The sequence below is a fragment of the Synechococcus sp. CS-205 genome, from assembly GCF_025128255.1.
Classification (GTDB): Bacteria; Cyanobacteriota; Cyanobacteriia; order PCC-6307; family Cyanobiaceae; genus Regnicoccus_A.
Genome location: NZ_JAHLZB010000049.1, coordinates 44,005 through 62,076 on the forward strand (window position 1 = coordinate 44,005; position 18,072 = coordinate 62,076).

General features: G+C 66.8%; 21 protein-coding genes. 8 read left to right on the plus strand and 13 right to left on the minus strand.

The window, feature by feature from the left end:
• Nucleotides 1-354: 354 nt before the first annotated feature.
• The 3 genes from KQ297_RS11780 to KQ297_RS11790 form a co-directional block, all read right to left on the minus strand.
• A complete protein-coding gene (locus KQ297_RS11780) occupies nucleotides 355-1,989 on the minus strand; it encodes a Na/Pi cotransporter family protein (RefSeq protein WP_259739667.1) in 1,635 nt (544 codons plus the stop codon).
• A gap of 2 nt (nucleotides 1,990-1,991) precedes the next feature.
• The gene (locus KQ297_RS11785; protein ID WP_399251722.1) at nucleotides 1,992-2,249 is read right to left on the minus strand and encodes a hypothetical protein; all 258 of its coding nucleotides are present in this window, start codon (nucleotides 2,247-2,249) and stop codon (nucleotides 1,992-1,994) included.
• A gap of 122 nt (nucleotides 2,250-2,371) precedes the next feature.
• Nucleotides 2,372-3,262, minus strand: coding sequence for a 3'-5' exonuclease (locus KQ297_RS11790; RefSeq protein ID WP_259739584.1), 891 nt, complete (start codon nucleotides 3,260-3,262; stop codon nucleotides 2,372-2,374).
• Between the two features lie 68 nt (nucleotides 3,263-3,330).
• On the opposite strand from KQ297_RS11790, the gene KQ297_RS11795 reads away from it, so the two are divergent.
• From KQ297_RS11795 to KQ297_RS11805, 3 genes are all read left to right on the plus strand, one after another.
• Nucleotides 3,331-3,840 carry a peroxiredoxin gene (locus KQ297_RS11795; RefSeq protein ID WP_259739669.1) on the plus strand — a complete coding sequence of 170 codons (510 nt, stop codon included), beginning with the start codon at nucleotides 3,331-3,333 and terminating at the stop codon, nucleotides 3,838-3,840.
• A 5-nt stretch (nucleotides 3,841-3,845) separates the two neighbouring features.
• The gene (locus tag KQ297_RS11800; protein ID WP_259739585.1) at nucleotides 3,846-4,601 is read left to right on the plus strand and encodes a DUF1350 family protein; all 756 of its coding nucleotides are present in this window, start codon (nucleotides 3,846-3,848) and stop codon (nucleotides 4,599-4,601) included.
• Nucleotides 4,602-4,691: 90 nt separating this feature from the next.
• A complete protein-coding gene (locus tag KQ297_RS11805; RefSeq protein WP_259739670.1) occupies nucleotides 4,692-5,009 on the plus strand; it encodes a DUF805 domain-containing protein in 318 nt (105 codons plus the stop codon).
• 24 nt (nucleotides 5,010-5,033) lie between these two features.
• On the opposite strand, the gene acs is transcribed toward KQ297_RS11805, so the two are convergent.
• A complete protein-coding gene (gene acs, locus KQ297_RS11810) occupies nucleotides 5,034-7,001 on the minus strand; it encodes an acetate--CoA ligase (RefSeq protein WP_259739586.1) in 1,968 nt (655 codons plus the stop codon).
• A 47-nt stretch (nucleotides 7,002-7,048) separates the two neighbouring features.
• Here acs and KQ297_RS11815 point away from each other — a divergent pair, with 47 nt between their 5' ends.
• Nucleotides 7,049-7,699: an HAD family phosphatase gene (locus KQ297_RS11815; RefSeq protein WP_259739587.1), complete on the plus strand. Its 651-nt coding sequence runs from the start codon at nucleotides 7,049-7,051 to the stop codon at nucleotides 7,697-7,699.
• Between the two features lie 34 nt (nucleotides 7,700-7,733).
• On the opposite strand, the gene KQ297_RS11820 is transcribed toward KQ297_RS11815, so the two are convergent.
• From KQ297_RS11820 to KQ297_RS11830, 3 genes are all read right to left on the minus strand, one after another.
• Entirely contained in the window at nucleotides 7,734-7,955 is a 222-nt protein-coding gene (locus KQ297_RS11820) for a hypothetical protein (RefSeq protein WP_259739588.1), read from the minus strand.
• Between the two features lie 64 nt (nucleotides 7,956-8,019).
• Entirely contained in the window at nucleotides 8,020-8,304 is a 285-nt protein-coding gene (locus KQ297_RS11825; protein ID WP_399251727.1) for a hypothetical protein, read from the minus strand.
• A 197-nt stretch (nucleotides 8,305-8,501) separates the two neighbouring features.
• On the minus strand, nucleotides 8,502-9,437 hold the full coding sequence (locus tag KQ297_RS11830) for a phycobilisome linker polypeptide (protein ID WP_259739590.1): 936 nt from the start codon (nucleotides 9,435-9,437) through the stop codon (nucleotides 8,502-8,504).
• 120 nt (nucleotides 9,438-9,557) lie between these two features.
• On the opposite strand from KQ297_RS11830, the gene KQ297_RS11835 reads away from it, so the two are divergent.
• Complete coding sequence (locus tag KQ297_RS11835; RefSeq protein WP_259739591.1) at nucleotides 9,558-9,887, plus strand: hypothetical protein; 330 nt, start codon at nucleotides 9,558-9,560, stop codon at nucleotides 9,885-9,887.
• A gap of 322 nt (nucleotides 9,888-10,209) precedes the next feature.
• Entirely contained in the window at nucleotides 10,210-10,428 is a 219-nt protein-coding gene (locus KQ297_RS11840; protein ID WP_259739592.1) for a hypothetical protein, read from the plus strand.
• Nucleotides 10,429-10,453: 25 nt separating this feature from the next.
• Here KQ297_RS11840 and lipA read toward each other — a convergent pair whose 3' ends face one another.
• Entirely contained in the window at nucleotides 10,454-11,368 is a 915-nt protein-coding gene (gene lipA / locus KQ297_RS11845; protein WP_259739593.1) for a lipoyl synthase, read from the minus strand.
• Nucleotides 11,369-11,373: 5 nt separating this feature from the next.
• The gene (gene recR / locus KQ297_RS11850; protein WP_311134004.1) at nucleotides 11,374-11,952 is read right to left on the minus strand and encodes a recombination mediator RecR; all 579 of its coding nucleotides are present in this window, start codon (nucleotides 11,950-11,952) and stop codon (nucleotides 11,374-11,376) included.
• A 113-nt stretch (nucleotides 11,953-12,065) separates the two neighbouring features.
• On the opposite strand from recR, the gene psbP reads away from it, so the two are divergent.
• The gene (gene psbP, locus KQ297_RS11855) at nucleotides 12,066-12,650 is read left to right on the plus strand and encodes a photosystem II reaction center PsbP (RefSeq protein ID WP_399251733.1); all 585 of its coding nucleotides are present in this window, start codon (nucleotides 12,066-12,068) and stop codon (nucleotides 12,648-12,650) included.
• A 12-nt stretch (nucleotides 12,651-12,662) separates the two neighbouring features.
• Nucleotides 12,663-13,790 (plus strand): FAD-binding oxidoreductase, encoded by a 1,128-nt coding sequence (locus KQ297_RS11860; protein ID WP_259739673.1) that lies wholly within the window; start codon nucleotides 12,663-12,665, stop codon nucleotides 13,788-13,790.
• Nucleotides 13,791-13,798: 8 nt separating this feature from the next.
• On the opposite strand, the gene KQ297_RS11865 is transcribed toward KQ297_RS11860, so the two are convergent.
• From KQ297_RS11865 to KQ297_RS11880, 4 genes are all read right to left on the minus strand, one after another.
• On the minus strand, nucleotides 13,799-14,719 hold the full coding sequence (locus KQ297_RS11865; protein WP_259739594.1) for an LCP family protein: 921 nt from the start codon (nucleotides 14,717-14,719) through the stop codon (nucleotides 13,799-13,801).
• Nucleotides 14,720-14,961: 242 nt separating this feature from the next.
• A complete protein-coding gene (locus KQ297_RS11870) occupies nucleotides 14,962-15,603 on the minus strand; it encodes a ParB-like protein (protein ID WP_259739595.1) in 642 nt (213 codons plus the stop codon).
• A 58-nt stretch (nucleotides 15,604-15,661) separates the two neighbouring features.
• Nucleotides 15,662-17,458: an ABC transporter ATP-binding protein gene (locus tag KQ297_RS11875; protein ID WP_259739596.1), complete on the minus strand. Its 1,797-nt coding sequence runs from the start codon at nucleotides 17,456-17,458 to the stop codon at nucleotides 15,662-15,664.
• 74 nt (nucleotides 17,459-17,532) lie between these two features.
• Entirely contained in the window at nucleotides 17,533-17,835 is a 303-nt protein-coding gene (locus KQ297_RS11880; protein ID WP_259739597.1) for an RNA-binding protein, read from the minus strand.
• Between the last annotated feature and the right edge of the window lie 237 nt (nucleotides 17,836-18,072).

Below are 18,072 nucleotides of genomic sequence, written 5' to 3' on the forward strand. Positions count from 1 at the left end.
CCGTAGTTCGCGAGCTGGGGATGGAGCAGGCCGAGCAACAGGAAACACAAGGGCCGCAGCGAGCAACAGGAGCAGGGAGCGATAGCGAGCTGCCCTCATTGGCCTGATCGCTTCTGGCGTTGGACGCTCTCTCTCAGGGCAGGCGCGAATCATGGTTCCTCCTGGTGGCACGCGAACCGGGTGCCGTTCGTGCACGTACCTCAGGCCACCACCATGCGTATCATCTCCCCCTGGATGAAGTGGTCGTATGACTTCATCAGGTGCCTGGTGTCAACTACGTAGGCGGGCGCCGTTTGGCGACAAACACGTCGGCCGGTCAGGCCAGCCTTGAGGCACAGACCCATGGCGCCGCTGCTATCCCGGTGACCCGGCCGTGAATGCGGGAGCACCTGGCTCCGTTGCCGCAGCAGCTGTCTCCAGATGGTCACTGATCCGCTGCAGGTGCTGGCTCACCCGCCGCAGCCAACGGATCGCTTCCAGCCTCTGGGTCCCCTGGTCCACAGCGACGCCGCCGCTGGCCACCTCGGCCATCACATCGCGGCGAAAGGGTTTCACCCGTTGATGAAGGCGTCGACTGATGGCATGGCTGCATTGCGCTGCCGCGCTCCATTGCTCGCTCAGAACCAGCGGCTCCAACTCCCGCAGCGCCACCAGCAGATCCTGCCGATCGGCTTGCAGGGCGTTGGTCTGGCGCACGGTGCTGGCCCGCTCCGGCTCTTCCTCGCAGCGTTCACGCAGGCGCTGCAGGTGGTCGAGGCAGTGCAGAAGTTGCAGCAGCCGCTGGGCGTCGGGTCCCTCCATCCGGCGCAGGTGAATCTGATCGAGGAACTGCTCGATGCGTGCCAGGTCCGTCTCCAGGTCCTCGAGCCCCACTTCAGGTGCCTGACCCTGGCTGCCGGCCGCCTGCAGCGCGTGGTTCAGATGGTGCATCAGCTCCAGGAAGGCCCGTTGCTGGGCCTTTTGGGCCAGGTCCAGGGCCCGCTCAGTGTCGGCGGAGGGGGGTTCGTCGAGGTCATCGGCAGCGCGCCCCTCCTGGGCGGGCAGCAGGGACTGGATCAAGCGGGCGAAGGAGTGGGTGAAAGGCAGTAGCAGCGCCACCCCCAGCAGGTTGAAGCCTGTGTGGAAGGCGGTGAGCGCGAATTCGGGATCCGCGGCGATCGCCCCCGCCAACCAGCGCTGGCCCAGGGTCAGGTACACCGGCAGCAGGACAAAGGCCAGCCCTGCGGTGGCCAGGTTGAAGACCAGATGGGCGGCGGCCGTGCGGCGGGCGCTGAGGTTGGCTCCGAGGGAGGCGATCTGGGCGGTGATCGTCGTGCCAACGTCCATCCCGATCACCAGCGCGCCGGCCTGGGCCAGATCGATCGCACCCGCGGTGAGCGCCGTGAGTGCCGTCGCCACCCCAGCCCCTGACGACTGGGTGATCACGGTGGTCAGCAGACCCAGCAGCACCAGCTGAAACCGTCCGCTCAGGCTGGCTCCGTCAAAGCGCTCGGGTTGCAGCAGCACCCCATGGCCCGCCATGGCCTCCTGCAGGGTGCCGATGCCCAGGAAGAGAACGCCGAAGCCAGCCAGGGCGAAGCCGATCTGGGCCAGCCGCCCCCGGCCAAGCAGCCGCAGGCAGGCGCCGACGGCGATCACGGGTGGCATCAGGCCGGCCAGGTCGAGCTTCAACCCCAGCAGCGCCACCAGCCAGCCCAGGCCGGTACTGCCCACGTTGGCTCCGAAGATGATGCCCAGGGAGCTGGGAAAGCTGATCAGCCCCGCCTGCACGAACCCCACCGTGGCCACGGTGGTGGCCGACGACGACTGCAGGGCCGCGGTGGTGGCCGCACCGATCAGAGCCCCTGTCCAGGGGGTGCGGGTGAAGCGCAGCAGCCAGGCCCGCAGGCTGCTGCCGGCAAGGGTGCGCAAGGACTCGGTCATCACGGTCATGCCCATCAGGAACAGACCGAGTCCCCCCAGGGCGTTGACGGTGGCGCCCCCACCCATGCTCAAGCCAGCCTGGTCAGCGCTCCGTAGCCCTCGAGCCAACGGTTCACCCGCGGTCGGATCGAAGGCGGCACTTCCTGCAGAAGCTGAGCCAGCTCAAGCGCCCCCAGCCGGCGGAGATCCCGCACGTTCACGCGCCAGAGAGCCTCCGCCTCCCGGATCAGGCGTGCCCAGGTGCGGGCCTTCTGCCAACGGGACAACTGCTGCTGGTGGCGCCGCCGCTCCGGCGGGGCCGGTCCTGCCCTCTGCTCCATCGCCATGGCTGACTCCAACGTTTGCGCTGTTGACCACAGCTTGCGCATGGCTGCAGCACTTGACAGCCTCCGGCACGGATCGAGTCGTGATCGGATGCAAATGAAACGTTCGCCTGGGTCAGGCCGGTTCAGGCGGCGTGGGACTGGGCTGGATCCGGGTCCACCGGACTCACCGCAAAATCAAGCTCCCGCACCTCCCGCTCGCTCAGGCGCCGGCTCCAGGCCTTCGCCACAGGCTGGTTCCAGCGGAATCCCGCGTCCCGGGCTCGATGGCGCTGGTCGTAAGGCAACTCGGCCCGGTAAAGGCGCCGTGGCTCCAGCCCGGCCAGCAGCAGCGACTCCAGTTGATCGCAGCGCTCGAACACCTGGGCCAGGTAGATGCAGTCGGTGAGGGCCCGGTGCGCCGCCCAGACCGGAATGCCGTAGGCCAGGGCCAGATCCCGCACCGAGGGGGTGGCCTTCAGGCGGCGCTCCCTCGGCCAGCGCAGGTCCTCCATGGTGCACAGCCAGGGTTTCTCGATCCCGGGCAGGGGGCCGCGGCCGAACCAGGACCGGTCGAAGGCGGCGTTGTGGGCCACCATCACCTCGGCGCTGGCCACCAGGGCTCGGAAATAGGCCAGCCCCGCCTCCCAGGGCTGCTCCAGCCGGCTCACCGCGGCATCGATGCCGTTGATGTCCTGGGCCTGGTTGCTCTGGCAGGGAAGCAGCAGGGAGATCTGGCTGAGCACGGCACGGCTTTGCACATGAAACAGCACCGCTCCCACTTCGATGCAGTGGTCGCGCTCGGGGTCCAGGCCGGTGGTTTCCGTATCCAGGATCAGGAGCCGCTGGGGGCAGACGCCGGGAGAGCCGCTGGCTGGGGCGGATTCGCGCGGGGCTGGTTCAGACCTGGGCGGTTGTTCGGGCGGGCCCTGAGGGGCCGCGGACGGCACCAGGCTGAGCAGGCTGATCTGCTGCCAGCGGCTGGCCGCCTGGTCCGCCGGATCCTCAGCCCCAGGACATCCCGACTGTGCTGCCATGGGCGGGCTTCCCCAGGGTGGTTGCCTCCCATGATCCCAGCTTCGGCAAGCGGATCGGTGCGATCCTGATGCTGCCTAGGGTGGCCAGCACAGTTTTCGATGCACCCGTGGGCAAGGCCATCCAGGTCGGTGACAGAGCTCCCCTGATCAGCCTGAACGATCAGAACGGAACCGAGCGCCGCAGCGATCAGCTGGGGGGTCGGCCGCTGGTGCTGTTTTTCTATCCAAAGGACGACACCCCCGGTTGCACGATGGAGGCCTGTGCTTTCCGCGACAACTACGGCGAGCTGCAGGCCCTCGGCGCCGAGGTCTGGGGCGTCAGTGGCGATGACGGCGCCAGCCATGGGCGCTTCTCCCACCGGCATCAGCTCCCTTACCCCCTGCTGGTGGATCAGGGCAACGCCCTGCGCCAGTCCTTCGGGGTGCCCGGTGCCCTGCTGAATCTGCTTCCGGGCCGGGTCACCTATGTGATCGATGGCGACGGGGTGGTGCGCCACGTGTTCAACAACCTGCTCGATGGTGCGGCCCACGCCCGCGAGGCCCTGGCCGCCCTCAGGCGGCTCGTTCCCCAGGCCTGACTCCGGTGAGCCGCTGGCGTCAGCAGGGGAGCCTCTGGTGTCTGGAGCCGCCCGATCCCTCGGGGGTGATCGAGTTCATCGGTGGCAGCTACCTGGCGGCCACTCCCCAGATCAGCTACCGGCGCCTGCTGGAGTCGCTCGGCCGGCTTGGGCTAACGATGCGGGCCTGGAGTTACGTGCCAGGTTTCGACCACCAGGCGCAGGCCACCGAGGCCTGGCGCGCCTTCCGCTCAGCCCGGGCGGGCCAGGGCGCCCCGGCGGGAGATCCTGTCCTGCCGGTGCTGCGTCTGGGCCACAGCCTCGGTTGCAAGCTGCACCTGCTGGCCCCGGACGGGGGCAGGGGCAGCAACGCCCTGGTGGCCATGAGTTTCAACAACTTCTCCGCTGACCGCTCGATTCCCCTGCTGGCCGACCTGGCCCCCCGGCTGGGGGTGCGCACTGAGTTCAGCCCGTCACCGCAGGAAACCCTGCGCCTGGTGAGCCAGCTCTACGGCGTGCCCCGCAATCTGCTGATCCGCTTCGGCCGCGATCCCCTCGACCAGAGTCCCCCCCTGCTGGCGGTGCTCCAGCAGCGCCCCGGGGACGCCAGCTCACTGGTCCAGCTGGGGGGCGACCACCTCACCCCCGCCAGCGCCGGCCTGCGCCAGAACCTGCTGGGCACCTGGGCCGATGACCCCCTGCGCCAGCGGCAGATCGACCGCCTGGCCGCCACGATTGACAGCTGGTGGCGGCAGGACGGGGGCCGGGCCGAGCGGGGGTAGGACCGCTACGGTTGCAACCGATTGATTGACAGCACCAGCAGGCTCCGACACTGTTTGTGCGATCTGATACCAAACCAGGACAGCTTGACCATGCTTGATGCCTACATTTCCGGCTGGAAACGCGCCTTCGATTACAGCGGCCGATCCACCCGTGGCGACTACTGGTGGTACTTTCTGGCCAACTTCATCGTTGCCCTCCTGCTTGGGCTGGCGGCCAAGCTGGTCAGCCAATTGAGCACACTGCAGACCCTCTATGCCATTGCCGCCATCGTGCCGGGCATTCCCCTCTGCGTGCGTCGGTTGCGCGACGCCGGTAAGGGCTGGCCCTGGATCTTCATCACGCTGGTGCCTATCATCGGCGCCATCTGGTTGATTGTGCTGCTGGTGATGCCGTCGGTGCCTGGCTGAGCCAGACAGAGCGAACAGGCACGATCAGACCCGCAGAGCATCGAGCACGGAGCGGTCCTCCAGGGTGCTGGTGTCGCCGCTCACCTCTTCGCCGGCAGCCAGGGCCCGCAGGATGCGGCGCATGATCTTGCCGCTGCGGGTCTTGGGCAGGGCATCGCTGAAGCGGATTTCATCCGGCCTGGCGATCGGACCGATCTCGCTGCCCACGTGACGGCGCAGTTCGGCGCCGAGGGCTTCACCGCCGCTTAGGCCCGCCTGCAGGGTCACGAAGGCCACGATCCCCTCGCCCTTGAGGTCGTCGGGGCGGCCCACCACGGCCGCTTCGGCCACCGAAGGATGGCTGACCAGGGCCGATTCGATCTCCATTGAGCCCAGCCGGTGGCCCGACACGCTGATCACGTCGTCGACCCGGCCCATCACCCAGTAGTAGCCGTCGGCGTCGCGGCGGGCGCCATCACCGGCGAAGTAGAGAGGCCGGCCATCGTCGCCGGTGATGTGTTCCCAGTAGCTCTTGCGGAAGCGCTCGGGGTCGCCGTGCACGGTGCGCATCATCCCCGGCCAGGGGCGGCGCACCGCCAGGTAACCGCCCTCATCCACCCCCACGCTGTGGCCCTCGTTGTCGACCACGTCAGCGGCAATGCCAGGCAGTGGCAGGGTGGCTGATCCGGGTTTGGTCGGGGTGGCTCCGGGCAAGGGGCTGATCATCACGCCGCCCGTCTCGGTCTGCCACCAGGTGTCGATGATCGGGCAGCGGTCATGGCCGATCACCTCCCGGTACCACATCCAGGCCTCGGGATTGATCGGCTCGCCCACTGTGCCCAGGATCCTCAGGGTGCTCATGTCGTAGTGATCGGGCACCTCGCGGCCGCTCTTCATGAAGGCCCGGATCGCCGTGGGAGCGGTATAGAAGAGGGTCACCTTGTGCTTCTCGATCACCTCCCAGAACGCACCGGGTTTGGAGGGCCGCGGGGCCCCCTCGTACATCACTGTGGTGGCGCCATTGGAGAGCGGGCCGTAGACGATGTAACTGTGGCCGGTGATCCAGCCCACGTCGGCGGTGCACCAGTGCACGTCGTCGTCGCGGAGGTCGAAGATCCACTGAAAGGTGAGATGGGCCCAGAGGTTGTACCCGGCTGTGGTGTGAACCACCCCCTTGGGTTTGCCGGTGGAGCCTGAGGTGTAGAGCACGAACAGACGGTCTTCGCTGGCCATCGGCTCGGCCGGGCAGTCGGCGCTCTGGACATCCACAAGCTCATGCCACCAGCGGTCGCGGCCTGGCTCCATGGCGGCGGGCTGCTCGGTGCGGCGCACCACCAGCACGTGCTCCACCGTGGGGCAGGCGCCATCGGCGAGGGCCCGGTCCACGGCGGGCTTCAGTGCCACGGGCTTGTCCTTGCGGAAGCCGCCATCGGCCGTGATCACGGCCTTGACGCCGCCATCGATCAGGCGGTCGCGCAGGGCCTCGGCGGAGAAGCCGCCGAAGACCACCGAGTGGGGCGCACCGATGCGGGCGCAGGCCAGCATGGCAATGGCCGCTTCCGGCACCATCGGCATGTAGAGGGCCACCAGATCGCCCTTGCCGATCCCGAGGGCCTTGAGGGCGTTGGCGGCCCTGCAGACCTCCCCGTGAAGTTCGCGGTAGGTGAAGTGGCGGCTGTCTCCCGGCTCTCCTTCCCAGATCAGGGCTGTCTTCTCGGCACGCGGACCGTCCAGATGGCGGTCAAGGCAGTTGTAGGCCAGGTTGGTGGTTCCACCCTCAAACCAGCGGGCAAAGGGAGGATTGCTCCAGTCGAGCACGGTGTGGAAGGGCTCGAACCAGTGCAGCTGCTGCCGGGCCTGCTCACCCCAGAAGGCATCGGGATCGGCTTCGATCCGCTCCACCAGTTCCCGGTAGGCGGCCATGCTGCCGATGCGCGCTCCGGCCGCCAGCTCCGCCGGTGGTTGGAACACCCGCTCTTCCTGCAGAACCGATTCGATCGTGATCTGGCTCATCGGGTGGAGGGCGACACCACGTCATTGTGGACTGAGAGGATGCGGCCATGACCAGCCCCGCGGCCTGCCTGTTCGACCTCGATGGCCTGCTGCTCGACACCGAGCCGCTGCATGGCCGGGCCTGGCGGCAGGCGGCCCGGATCTTCGGCCTCGAGCTCAGCGATCAGCAGTTGCTGGCGCTGCGCGGACGCCGACGGCTGGACAATGCCGGCAGTGTGATTGCCTGGATCGAAGCGGCCGGCGGCACCCCCCCCAACCCCGAGCAGTTGCTGGCGGTGCAGCAGCCGATCGCCCGTCAGCTGCTGCCCGGGGCGCGGGCCATGCCAGGGGCGCCGGAGCTTCTGAGTCGCTGCCAGAAGCTGGCCATTCCCATGGCCCTGGTCACCAGCAGCACCCGGGAGTCGGCGGGCATCAAATGCGCTCCCCACCCCTGGCTGAAGCAGATCGAGCTGATGGTCTGCGGGGATGATTCCGAGCTGGCCGAGGGCAAGCCCGCCCCAGATATCTTTCTGCTGGCGGCCCGGCGGCTCGGCGTGGCCGCCAGGGCCTGCTGGGCGTTCGAGGATTCTCCTGCGGGTGCCCAGGCAGCCCTGGCTGCGGGAGCCCTGGTGCATGTGCTCCTCCCCGACGGGATCGACCTGGACCACTACCCGCCCCAGGTGCGTTGCCTGCGCTCCCTCGGCGAGCTGGAGCTCTGAGCAGGGCCCCTCGGTCCTGGCTCCCTGGCGGCCTTCAGCTGTCCTGGCTGGAGCCAGTGAACCGCTGGTAGAGGCGAAAGCCCAGCCCTCCCCAGATCAGCGTCCAGACTGTGAAGGTGGCCAGGGTTCCCAGCTGGTTGGTCTCGATCGAATACACCCCGGCCTGGATGAATCCGGCATCGATCAGGGAGCCACCGATCCCCCAACCCAACACCCAGCTGATCAGAAAGCCAATGGCCTGGAGGTTGCCGGTCATCTGTCAGCGTCCTCTGCAGCCGATCGCGGCCATGAACTGGTTTCTTTGCTCCGACGCCACTCCATCAGGCTCTCGATCGGAGGGCTGCATCCTGGCGCTCCGGATCGGATGCCCCCTGGCTCAGGGGAGCCTCAGTGACGGACACCGACGAAACAGTCACAGAGGAGGCCATGGCCTGCTGGCGGTAGGCGCGCAGGCAATACTTGCAACCGCCCGTGGTCTGCAGATGGCGCTCGGGCGTGATCACGATCAGCCGAACGGGATGATCCAGGCAACGGATCTTGATTGGGCTGCGATAACTGCGGTATTCGATGTCCTCGTAGCTGTAGCGATGTCCAAATCGCTCCATCGCCCGCTTCAGGAACGTTTCACGATCGATCCTCACAGCCATGGACTTCCTTGATTGGCGACAGGCCCAGAACGTCAATCCACTCTCAGCCTATGGGAGAGCTGCCGGGGGGTGCCCAGGGCCTTCCATCTTTCTGAAGATTCCCGGCGGCCAGGAGTTGTCTCCTGGCCCATGGCCACCCCCGCGCGGTGGATTCCTCAGCTGACCACGACGTTGGTGACCCTCCCGCCCAGGCGGTTGACCCGTTGCAGGGCCTGGTTCATGCGGCTGAACGGAACCCGGATCACGTAAGCGCCACTGCGCACGTAGTCGTTGTTGGCGATCCCCGTGGCCGAGATGGTGACCAGCCGGCCGCTGCCACTGCTGCTCTCGCCGGACGAGACCCTCAGAGCCTCCACCCGGTGCTCCTGGGAGGGGGCCCTCAGGGAGGTTTCCGGAGCGAACTCCGAGGAAATCCCTGATTGGTTGCTCACAACCGCCTTGAACGGTCCTTCCGTGGAGACGATCACCACCCGAGCCCCGGAACCCCGCACCGGCACGGCTTTGTCCTGGTGCAGGGCTTTGCCGAGGCGGAACTGGGTTCCGCTGGAATCCCCCTTCACCGAGGCAGCCGCCCCTCGGGCCAGTTGCATCAGCCAGGAGAACTGACGACCTTCATGGCCTTTGGAGTAATCCCAGCCGTGCAGGTAGGGCACACCATCAAGACCAAAACGTTCCTGGTACTCGTTGCTGTCGATGTAGGAGTCGATCTCGGCATCGTAGCCCTGCTCCTGCAGGATCGTGAAGTGATGCAGCATCTCTGCCTTGTTCTGCGGCGCTCGACCAAGCAGATGCTTGTGGTTCAGTTCGATGAACCGATAAGGGTTGCAGTTTTCAAAGAATCTGGAGCGATACAGGCCACTCTTGGCCACGGTTCGCACCAGTTCTCTTACATTCAAATCTCCATTGCGGAACAGGGACTCTGCCCCATTCAGTCGCTCGCTGGCCATCACGTACTGCTGACCGAGCACCTGCTGATAGACAGCCCGGAGGATCGTGTTCGTGTCCTGCTCGGAGCCGTGCGACCAGCTTTCCCTGTTGCGATCATTGGCGAAGCGATCAATGCCTAAGGCGGGCGCCTGGACCAGTGCCATGGGGGAAAATGCGTGTTGGAAGGGAGGAGAAGAGGGGCGACCAAAGGGGTTCCAGACAGGCGTTTATCGAAGCCTGATGGCGAACGTTCAGACCTTGGTGCCAGCAAGACTCTACGCTGAGTGAGCGTATCCGCGCATTTCTCCATAAGCCTTCAGACAACGCAAAATCTCTTCATGCTTGAGATGTTGCTATTGCTTGCTGTGCCGTCGTTTCAGCAGCCAATCGGCAATGGTTTTGATCTTCTCAACTCGAGGCTGATCACTGAGATCGTCAAAGGCCGTGAAGCCAACCATGCCGGCAAGCAGAACGCTTGTGGATCTGTGGGTCTTGGCGATCGTCCGCTCCCCATCCTTCATCTGCTTGTCAATGGCTCTGGATGGATGTTCAGTGAGAGATTCTCCTCCTCTTGCCGGCAATTCATTTCTCTGTTGATGCGCAGAGAAGACTGATTGAAGGCCGCCTCAGCATCCGCGATTCATCATCTCTTGTCACTGGAGTCAGGATCTTCTCTTTGTCGATCGAGCCCGCGTCAGCCACTGGCTTCGTGGCGAGTGATCAGCCGGTGATCACCTTGACGATCCAGTCACTGATCCGGCGGGAGAGTGGTGCCCGCAGGTCAAAGCCGGCGTCAGGTCCGTTTGTTGACTCCTTGGCAGGAGGCGCCACCCCGCCGAAGCCTTGCCCAGCGAGGCCCATGGCATTGTAGTGATGCCGTTTTCGTTGCCGATGATTCCCAGGTCATGCCTGATCACGCTGACATCCAGTCTTGTTGTGATCGCTCTGACCGGTGTCGCTCAGCTCTGGATCCGCACGGCTGAGCACAGATTGCATTGGAGTTGCCTTCTTTATGCCTCAGGTGAGAGTCCCGGTGTCGTCACCCGATCGATTCAGACGGTCCTGCCGGGATTCAAGGCGAAGGAGAAGGAATCCGTCGATGGGGAGCGCCTCTACCGCCTCTGCTCCACGGTGCTCGACTCCGTGGCCTGGTGAAACCAGCGGCAGGCCTGGTCTGGCCTCAATCGCCTGCGGCGTGATAACTGCTGCGCACCAGGGGGCCACTGCGCACCTGCTGGAACCCGAGCTCACGGGCGATCGCCCCGAGCCGCTCGAATTCCGCGGGTTGCCAGTAGCGCGCCACCGGCAGGTGGGCCAGGGATGGGCGCAGGTACTGACCCAGGGTGAGGCGCTGGCAGTCGACCCGCCTCAGCGCTTCCAGGGTGGCCACCACCTCCTCTGGTGTCTCGCCCAGCCCCAGCATCAGCCCTGATTTCGTCGGGATGCCCGGAGCCAGTTCCCGGGCCGCCGCCAGCAACCCCAGGGAGCGCTCGTAGGTGGCGCCCCGCCTCACCTCCCCCTGCAGCCGCTCGACCGTCTCGAGGTTGTGGTTGAAGCAGACGGGCTGGGCTGCCAGCACAGTGGCCAGCCGCTGCCGCTGGGCGGCCTCTCCTTCGCCCCGGTGGGTGTGGCCCCCCCAGAAATCGGGGGTGAGCACCTCGATCGCGATCAGGGGATTGCGCTGCCGGATCGCCGCCATGGTGCCGGTGAACAGCGCGGCTCCGTGGTCGGCCAGGTCGTCGCGGGCGACGGCGGTGAGCACCACGTAGCGCAGCCCCAGCTGCACCACAGCCTCCGCCACCCGCTCGGCCTCCCGGGGGTCGAAGGGCTGCGGCGCGCGGCCCTTCTCCACCTGGCAGAACGCACAGCTGCGGGTGCAGATCGGCCCGCCGAGCAGGAACGTGGCGGTGCCGGCGGCATAACACTCACCCCGGTTGGGGCAGCGCCCTTCCTCGCAGATTGTGTGCAGGCGCTGGCCCTTGACCACGGCCTGAACCGTTTCCAGGGCGGAAGCGCTGCCGATCGGGCGGCGCAACCAGGCAGGGAGCCGTTCGGCAGGGGGGATCGGGCTGTAACGGCTGGTGCGGCGAACCATGACGCTCACTCCATCCGGCGCCGACCCTCCAGGGCCCGCGCCAGGGTGACCTCATCGGCGTACTCGAGCTCGCTACCCACCGGCAGCCCGTAGGCGATGCGGCTCACCAGGCAGAACGGACGCAGCAGCCGGGCCAGATAGAGGCTGGTGGTGTCCCCTTCGACGCTGGGGGGCAGGGCCAGGATCACCTCCCCCATCGTCTCCTGATCGACCCGGTGCACCAGGGGCTGGATCTGGAGCAGTTCTGGCCCGATGCCATCCATCGGCGAGATCAGTCCGCCGAGCACGTGGTAGCCCCCCTTGTACTCACGGGTGCGCTCCAGGGCCAGCAGGTCGCGGGAGTCGGCCACCACGCAGAGCTGACCATTGCGCCGCTCCTCGTTGCGACAGATCTCGCAGAGAGGTTCGGCCGAGAGGTGAAAACAGCGGCTGCACTGCCCCACCTGACGCCGGGCGCCGACCAGGGCGTCGGCGAAGGCGTGCACCTGTTCCTCGGGCTGGCGCAGCAGGTGCAGGGCCAGGCGCTGGGCCGTGCGGGGTCCGATCCCAGGAAGGCGCTCGAACTGATCGATCAGCCGCGCCAGGGGCCTGGTGAAGCCGCTCAGGAATCCGCCGCAACTGAGGCCAATCTAGGAGCGAGGCCACCGGCAACAATGGTGTCGGTGTGATCCCACCCCATCCGCTTGCTCGGTATCCCATGGCGCAGCGCCCTTCGTTTCCCTGGCTCCCTTCCCTGCGTCGGGGTGTGCTCGGCCTGCTGCTGGGAACCCTTCTGATGGTGGGCGGCCTGGCCGGGTGCAGCGCCGCGGCGGCCGGGCTGAATTCCTTCCAGAGCCCGGATGGACGCTATGCCTTTCTCTATCCCACGGGCTGGACCCGGGTGGCGGTCAGCAACGGCCCCCAGGTGGTCTTCCACGATCTGATCAACAGCGATGAAACCCTCAGCCTGGTGATCTCGGAGGTGAACGCCACCAACGAACTGGATTCTCTCGGCAGCCCCGTGGCGGTGGGCGAGAAGCTGCGCCGCATCGTGATCGCCCCGGAGGGCAGCGGCCGCGAGGCCGAGCTGGTGCAGGCGGATGAGCGGAACGACGGCGGCCACACCTTCTACGACCTGGAGTATGCGGTTCATCTCTCCGACCGCGATCGCCACGAGCTGGCCACCGTGGTGGTGGACAGGGGTCGGCTCTACACCCTGGCGGCGAGCACCAATGAACTGCGCTGGCCGAAGGTGAAGGATCTGTTCCGCAGTGTGATCACCTCCTTCACCCTGCAGATCTGACGCTTGGCCGATGTGCTGGTGATCGGAGCCGGTCTGGCTGGCTCCCTGGTGGCGCTGGCCCTGGCCGAGCGCGGCGCCACGGTGGAACTCCTCGATCCCTGCACAGGCTCTGGCGCCACGGGTTTCAGTTACGGCGGAGTGCCCTGGTGGGCCGGTGCCCCAGGGCCGATGAACCAGCTGATGGCGTCAGCTCCGGCGGCCTGGAAACGGCTGGAGTCCCGGCATGGTCCTCTGGGCTGGCGCCCCTGCTCCCTGAGGCTGTACTGGAGCCAGGACGATGGGGCCTCGTCGGTGGACCGGGCCCTGGCCCAGGTGGACACCCTGGTGCGCCGCCATCTGGCTGCTGATCAGGTGGAACGCCTGGGCGCCTCGCCTGTCTCGGGAGTGGCAGGAGCGCTGCGAGTCGACTATGGCCGTGTCGACGGCCATGCGCTTGCCCTGGCCTTGCCCGTGGCCCTGCAGCGGGCCGGGGTGCACTGGCGCCGGGAGCGCTGTGCCCCGCTGCGGCCGGGGGCCCTGCCCGCCGGGCAGGTGGTGCTTGCCGCCGGGTCCGGTTGTCGTGCCCTCTGGCCGGGCCTGGCCGATCGCCTGCGGGTGAGCTGGGCCGGGGTGCTGCTGCTGGAGGATCCGCGGCTCACCCGGGAGCTGCTGGGCGCCTGCAGTCTCATGCCTGCCAATGACATCCTGATGCCCCTGCTGGCGGAGCGCATGGCCCTGGAGCAGCGCGCGGAGCAGCTGCGGCAGCCGGCCTGGATCATCGACGCAGGGCTGGCCCCCTGGGGCGAGGGCCTGTTGCTGGGTCAGAGCAGCCTGATCAGGCCAGGGACCGCCTGTGGAGCCCCGCCCGAGGCTGCACCGCTGGAACAGCGCCTGCGCCGGAGCCTGGGGAGGGTCGATCCCCGGCTCGCCAAGGTGCCCGCCTGTTTCCAGCAGGTGCCAGTCAGCTTCACGGGCCGTGGACCACCGTTGGTGGGCCCTGTGCCAGAAGTGGCGGGCCTGTGGGTGTTTGCCGGACTCAGCAGCCCCTTTGCCTTGGCGCCTCCCCTGGCGGAGCTGCTGGCTGATGCGCTTGGAGGAGATCCTCGGGCCGTGGTCCGGTTGCCGGGGGCCTCAGATGATGCCGGCTCCAACTGGGGCTGAGCCTGATCTCAGAACAGGTAGCGGTCGCCCTCCAGCCTCTCGCCGGAGGATGTGGATGTGGTGCTGGCTTCAACGGAGAGGGGGGGCCAGTCGGCCTCCCAGTAACTGATCCCATGCAGATCGAAGGGGCGTCCACTGAGACGCTCCGCATCGAAGCGGGTGGTGGCCATGGCGGTGATCAGTCCACCGATTTCCATCGGTCCCAGGTCGGTGTTGAGGTCCTGGCCGGCGGCTCCGATCAGGCTGGGCAGCCGTACCAGGTTCTCGGGCCGGGTCAGCTTGCTGAACAGGGCGGCCAGCACCAGCTTCTGCCGATCGATCCGGCCCAGATCACCCTCCTCATCGTGCCGCCAGCGCAGGAAGCCCTCCAGATCGCGGCCTTTGAGGGTCTGCAGGCCAGGCTGCAGATCGATGTAGAGGCCCTGGCTGTTGTCGACGTAATACATCCGCTTGGGCACGTCCACCTCCACGCCGCCGAGCACATCGCCCATGCGGCGGATCGCCCCCAGGTTCACCAGCAGGTGATGGTCGATCGGACGTCCGAGGCGCTCCGAGAGTTCCTGCTTGACCGCTTCGGCGCCACCGTAGGCATAGAGCGCATTGGCCTTGATTCCCCCGAAACGGGCCGAGTCGATGTAGGTGTCCCTGGGGACCTGGGTGATCCGGGTGACGCCGTCGGCGATCCGGATCGAAAACATCACATCAGTGTTGCCACCGCTCACGTCGGTGCCCAGCACGAGCACATCGCGTCCCTCACCTCCCCAGGCGGCGAAGGGATTGCTGAGCTGACCGGTGAGTTTGGCGGTCTGGGTGGCCCAGTCGCCCTTGAAGACTGAGGCCAGGGGGCCGGAGAGGGCCAGACCTCCAGCCAGTCCAAGCAGCGTCGCTAAGAGAAGCGGGACTCGGCGGGATCTGGGGCTGGAGGTCATCGGCACCGAAGGAGGGTGAGGCTTCATGGACGCCTGGCCGTGGAAGCCGGCCCGACGGCCCGGAGCTCAGAGGGGAGAAAACCTGAAGCGCTGGGCATGGGCGTCAGCCATCGATGGGACTGATCCCACCGGTTGTCACGTTGATGAAACCTTATTTCATCCACACCGTCCAGATCCCATTGTCCCTGGGTGGCAATGGTCCAGTTCCCCTGCTGAACCCGGGCTGGGCTGCCGGCCCGCGTTCAGGGGGCCGGCGGGCCGCCCTGCCCGCCCCGGGCGCGCACCAGGCGTCTGGCCTCGGGCAGCGCGGGGCCCAGATCCATCGAGTTGAAGGCCGGCAGGTCCTGGCGACGCAACCAGCTGCCCCAGTGAAACTCCAGGAAGGGCACCTGGGGCTGGGCGCGGATCAGACCCTCCTGCTTCAGCTTCCAGACCAGGCTGCGGAAGGGATCGTCCTCCAGGCCGGCCAGGTCCATGGGCAGGCGCTCCGGGGGGTGGGGCCCCCGGCCGCCGGCATCGCGCAGATACAGCCAGCCGCGGCGGTTGAGCTCTTCAAGGCAGTGGGTGCGACTGGCACCGGAGAGCACCAGCACCACCGCACAGAACGCCGTGGCATCGGCATCCACGTCCAGCAGAGCCCGCAGCCGGTGATGACGGTCGATCATCCAGTGCTCCCCGGCACTGCTCACGGCCACCGGTACCGGCCGGGTGCGCAGATAACGGCGCCGTTCCGCCGCCGTTTCCATGCTGAAATCCCGGGCTCTGGAGCGCACCTCCGCCAGCCCGAGGCACAGCTGGGTGGGCTGAAGCCGTCTGATGGGCAGCTCCAGGAGGTCCTGCCTGGCCAGGGGCGGCAGCTCGTAGGGACCGGATGTCTGGGCCATGGGCGAGGGCCCGCCGCCGCTGGGGACCTGGAATCACTGTGGCTCCATGGTGGAGCATTCAGGCCAGGAGTGCCTCGTTTTCGCGCAGGCCGGCCTGAACCCTCCAGAGCCGGGCGTAGGCCCCTCCTTCGCGCAGCAGGTCGTCGTGACGGCCCTGCTCCACCATCCGGCCCTGCTCCATCACCACGATCCGGTCGGCGTGGCGCACCGTGCTGAGCCGGTGGGCGATCACCAGGGTGGTGCGCTCGGCCGTGATCTGCTCGAGCGAGCGCTGGATGGCGGCTTCTGTTTCGTTGTCGACGGCAGCGGTGGCTTCATCGAGGATCAGCACGGGAGGGTTCTTGAGAATCGCCCTGGCCAGGGCGATTCGCTGGCGTTGGCCGCCCGAGAGCCGCTGCCCCCGCTCCCCCACAACGGTGTCGTAGCCCTGGGGAAGGGCCTCGATGAACACACTCGCTTCGGCCAGGGCCGCAGCCCTCGCGATGGCGGTAGGGCTGGCGGCGAAGCTCCCGTAGGCGATGTTCTCGGCCACGGTGCCGTGAAAGAGGAACACCTCCTGGCTCACGAGGCCGATGGCGTGGCGAAGGTCGCCCAGCTGCAGCTCCTGGATCGGCTGGCCGTCGAGCAGGATCTCGCCCTGCTGCACCGCGTAGAGCCTCAAGAGCAACTTGACCAGGGTGCTTTTGCCGGAGCCGGTGGCGCCCACCAGGCCCACCGTGTGTCCGGCTGGAACCGACAGGGAGAAGTCGACCAGCAGCGGCTCGCGTCCCTGGTAGCCGAAGCCCACGGAGCGGAACTCAAGCGCGCCGCGCACCCCTGCCAGGGGCAGCGGGCGATCGCCGCCTGGGATCGCGATCGGTGTTTCGAGCAGGTCGAGCACCCGGTTGCTGGAGGCCATGGCCCGCTGAAAGTCGTCGAGTGTGCGTCCCAGGGTGGTGAGGGGCCAGAGCAGCCGCTGGGTGATGAACACCAGGAAGCTGTAGGTGCCCACGGCGATGGTGCCCCGCCAGGCCTGCAGTCCACCGACCACCAGGATCGCCAGAAAGGCGAAGAGGATGGCAAAACGGATCAGGGGAATGAAGGCGGCGGAGACACGGATGGCCCGCCTGTTGCTGCTGCGGTAGGCCTCACTCTGGAGGCGGATCCGCTCCAGTTCCCAGGCTTCGGCGGCATAGCTCTTGATCGTCAGCATGCCGCCGAGATTGTTCGAGAGGCTGCTGTTGAGATCACCGGCCCGTTCACGCACCTCCCGGTAGCGGGGAGCCAGCCGCTTCTGAAACAGAATCGAGCCCCAGAGGATCACTGGAATGGGGAGAAAGGCTGCGCCTGCCACACCGGGGGAGAGGGCCGCCATCACACTCCCCACCGCCAGCACGGTGGTGGTCAGTTGCAGCAGTTCATTGGCACCGTGGTCAAGAAAACGCTCCAGCTGGTTGATGTCGTCGTTGAGAATGGCCATCAGGCGGCCGGTGCTTCCGGCCTCGAAGAAGGCCATCTCCAGCTGCTGCAAGTGGCCGTAAGCCTCGAGCCTGAGCTCGTGCTGCATGGTCTGGGCGAGGTTGCGCCAGAGCACCCCATAGAGGTACTCGAACAGGGACTCGGCACTCCAGATCAGAAAGGAAGCGACCGCCAGGGCGGTGAGCTGGGAAGGGACCGTTCGCAGCCCCAGGTCCGCCAGCCAGGAGGTCTGCTGGCGGACCACCACATCCACCGCCAGGCCGATCAGCACTGGCGGGGCCAGATCGAACAGTTTGTTCAGCACTGAGCAGACCGAGGCCAGCCAGACCAGACGGCGGTGGGGCCTCAGGGCCTTCAGCAGCCGGCGGATCGGGGAGCGGTTGCGCGGGTGGGTCATGGAATCAGGCAGTTCGCCTTCAGTCTGAACACCACCCGATCAGCCGAGGCCCAAGGCGGGTCAGCGCTGAAGGGTCACCAGCGGCCGCCACCTCCGTAGCCGCCACCGCCGCCACGCTGACCACCGCCGCTGCGCTCACGGGGACTGGCTTTGTTGACCCGAATCATGCGACCCATCCACTCCACATCCTGGAGATCGTCGATCGCCTTCTGCTCTGAAGCGTCGTCGGTGAGCTCCACGAAGGCGAAGCCACGCTTGCGGCCGGTTTCGCGATCAAGAGGCAGGCTGCATTGACGGACTTCGCCGTACTGGCCGAAAAGATCAAGCAAATCCTCCCGTTCGGCCTGGAAAGAGAGATTGCCAACGTAAATAGTCATTCCTTGAAGGGAACCTGGAACTGATTCGTGAATGCTTGGGGTTCCTCAAGGACTGCCCGTCTGGAGCGGGTCCTTTGGAGCTGATCGATGGGAGCCTTGGAGCCTGGAATCAAATCAATTTTACAAGATGTCCGCAGATCCCGCTGGCATCGTCTTGGCGCTGTGCCCTGGGACACCGTTTTTGGCCTGCACCCCAACGTCGTTCTGGCGGGCCTGAATCGTCCCGGCGTTGATGGC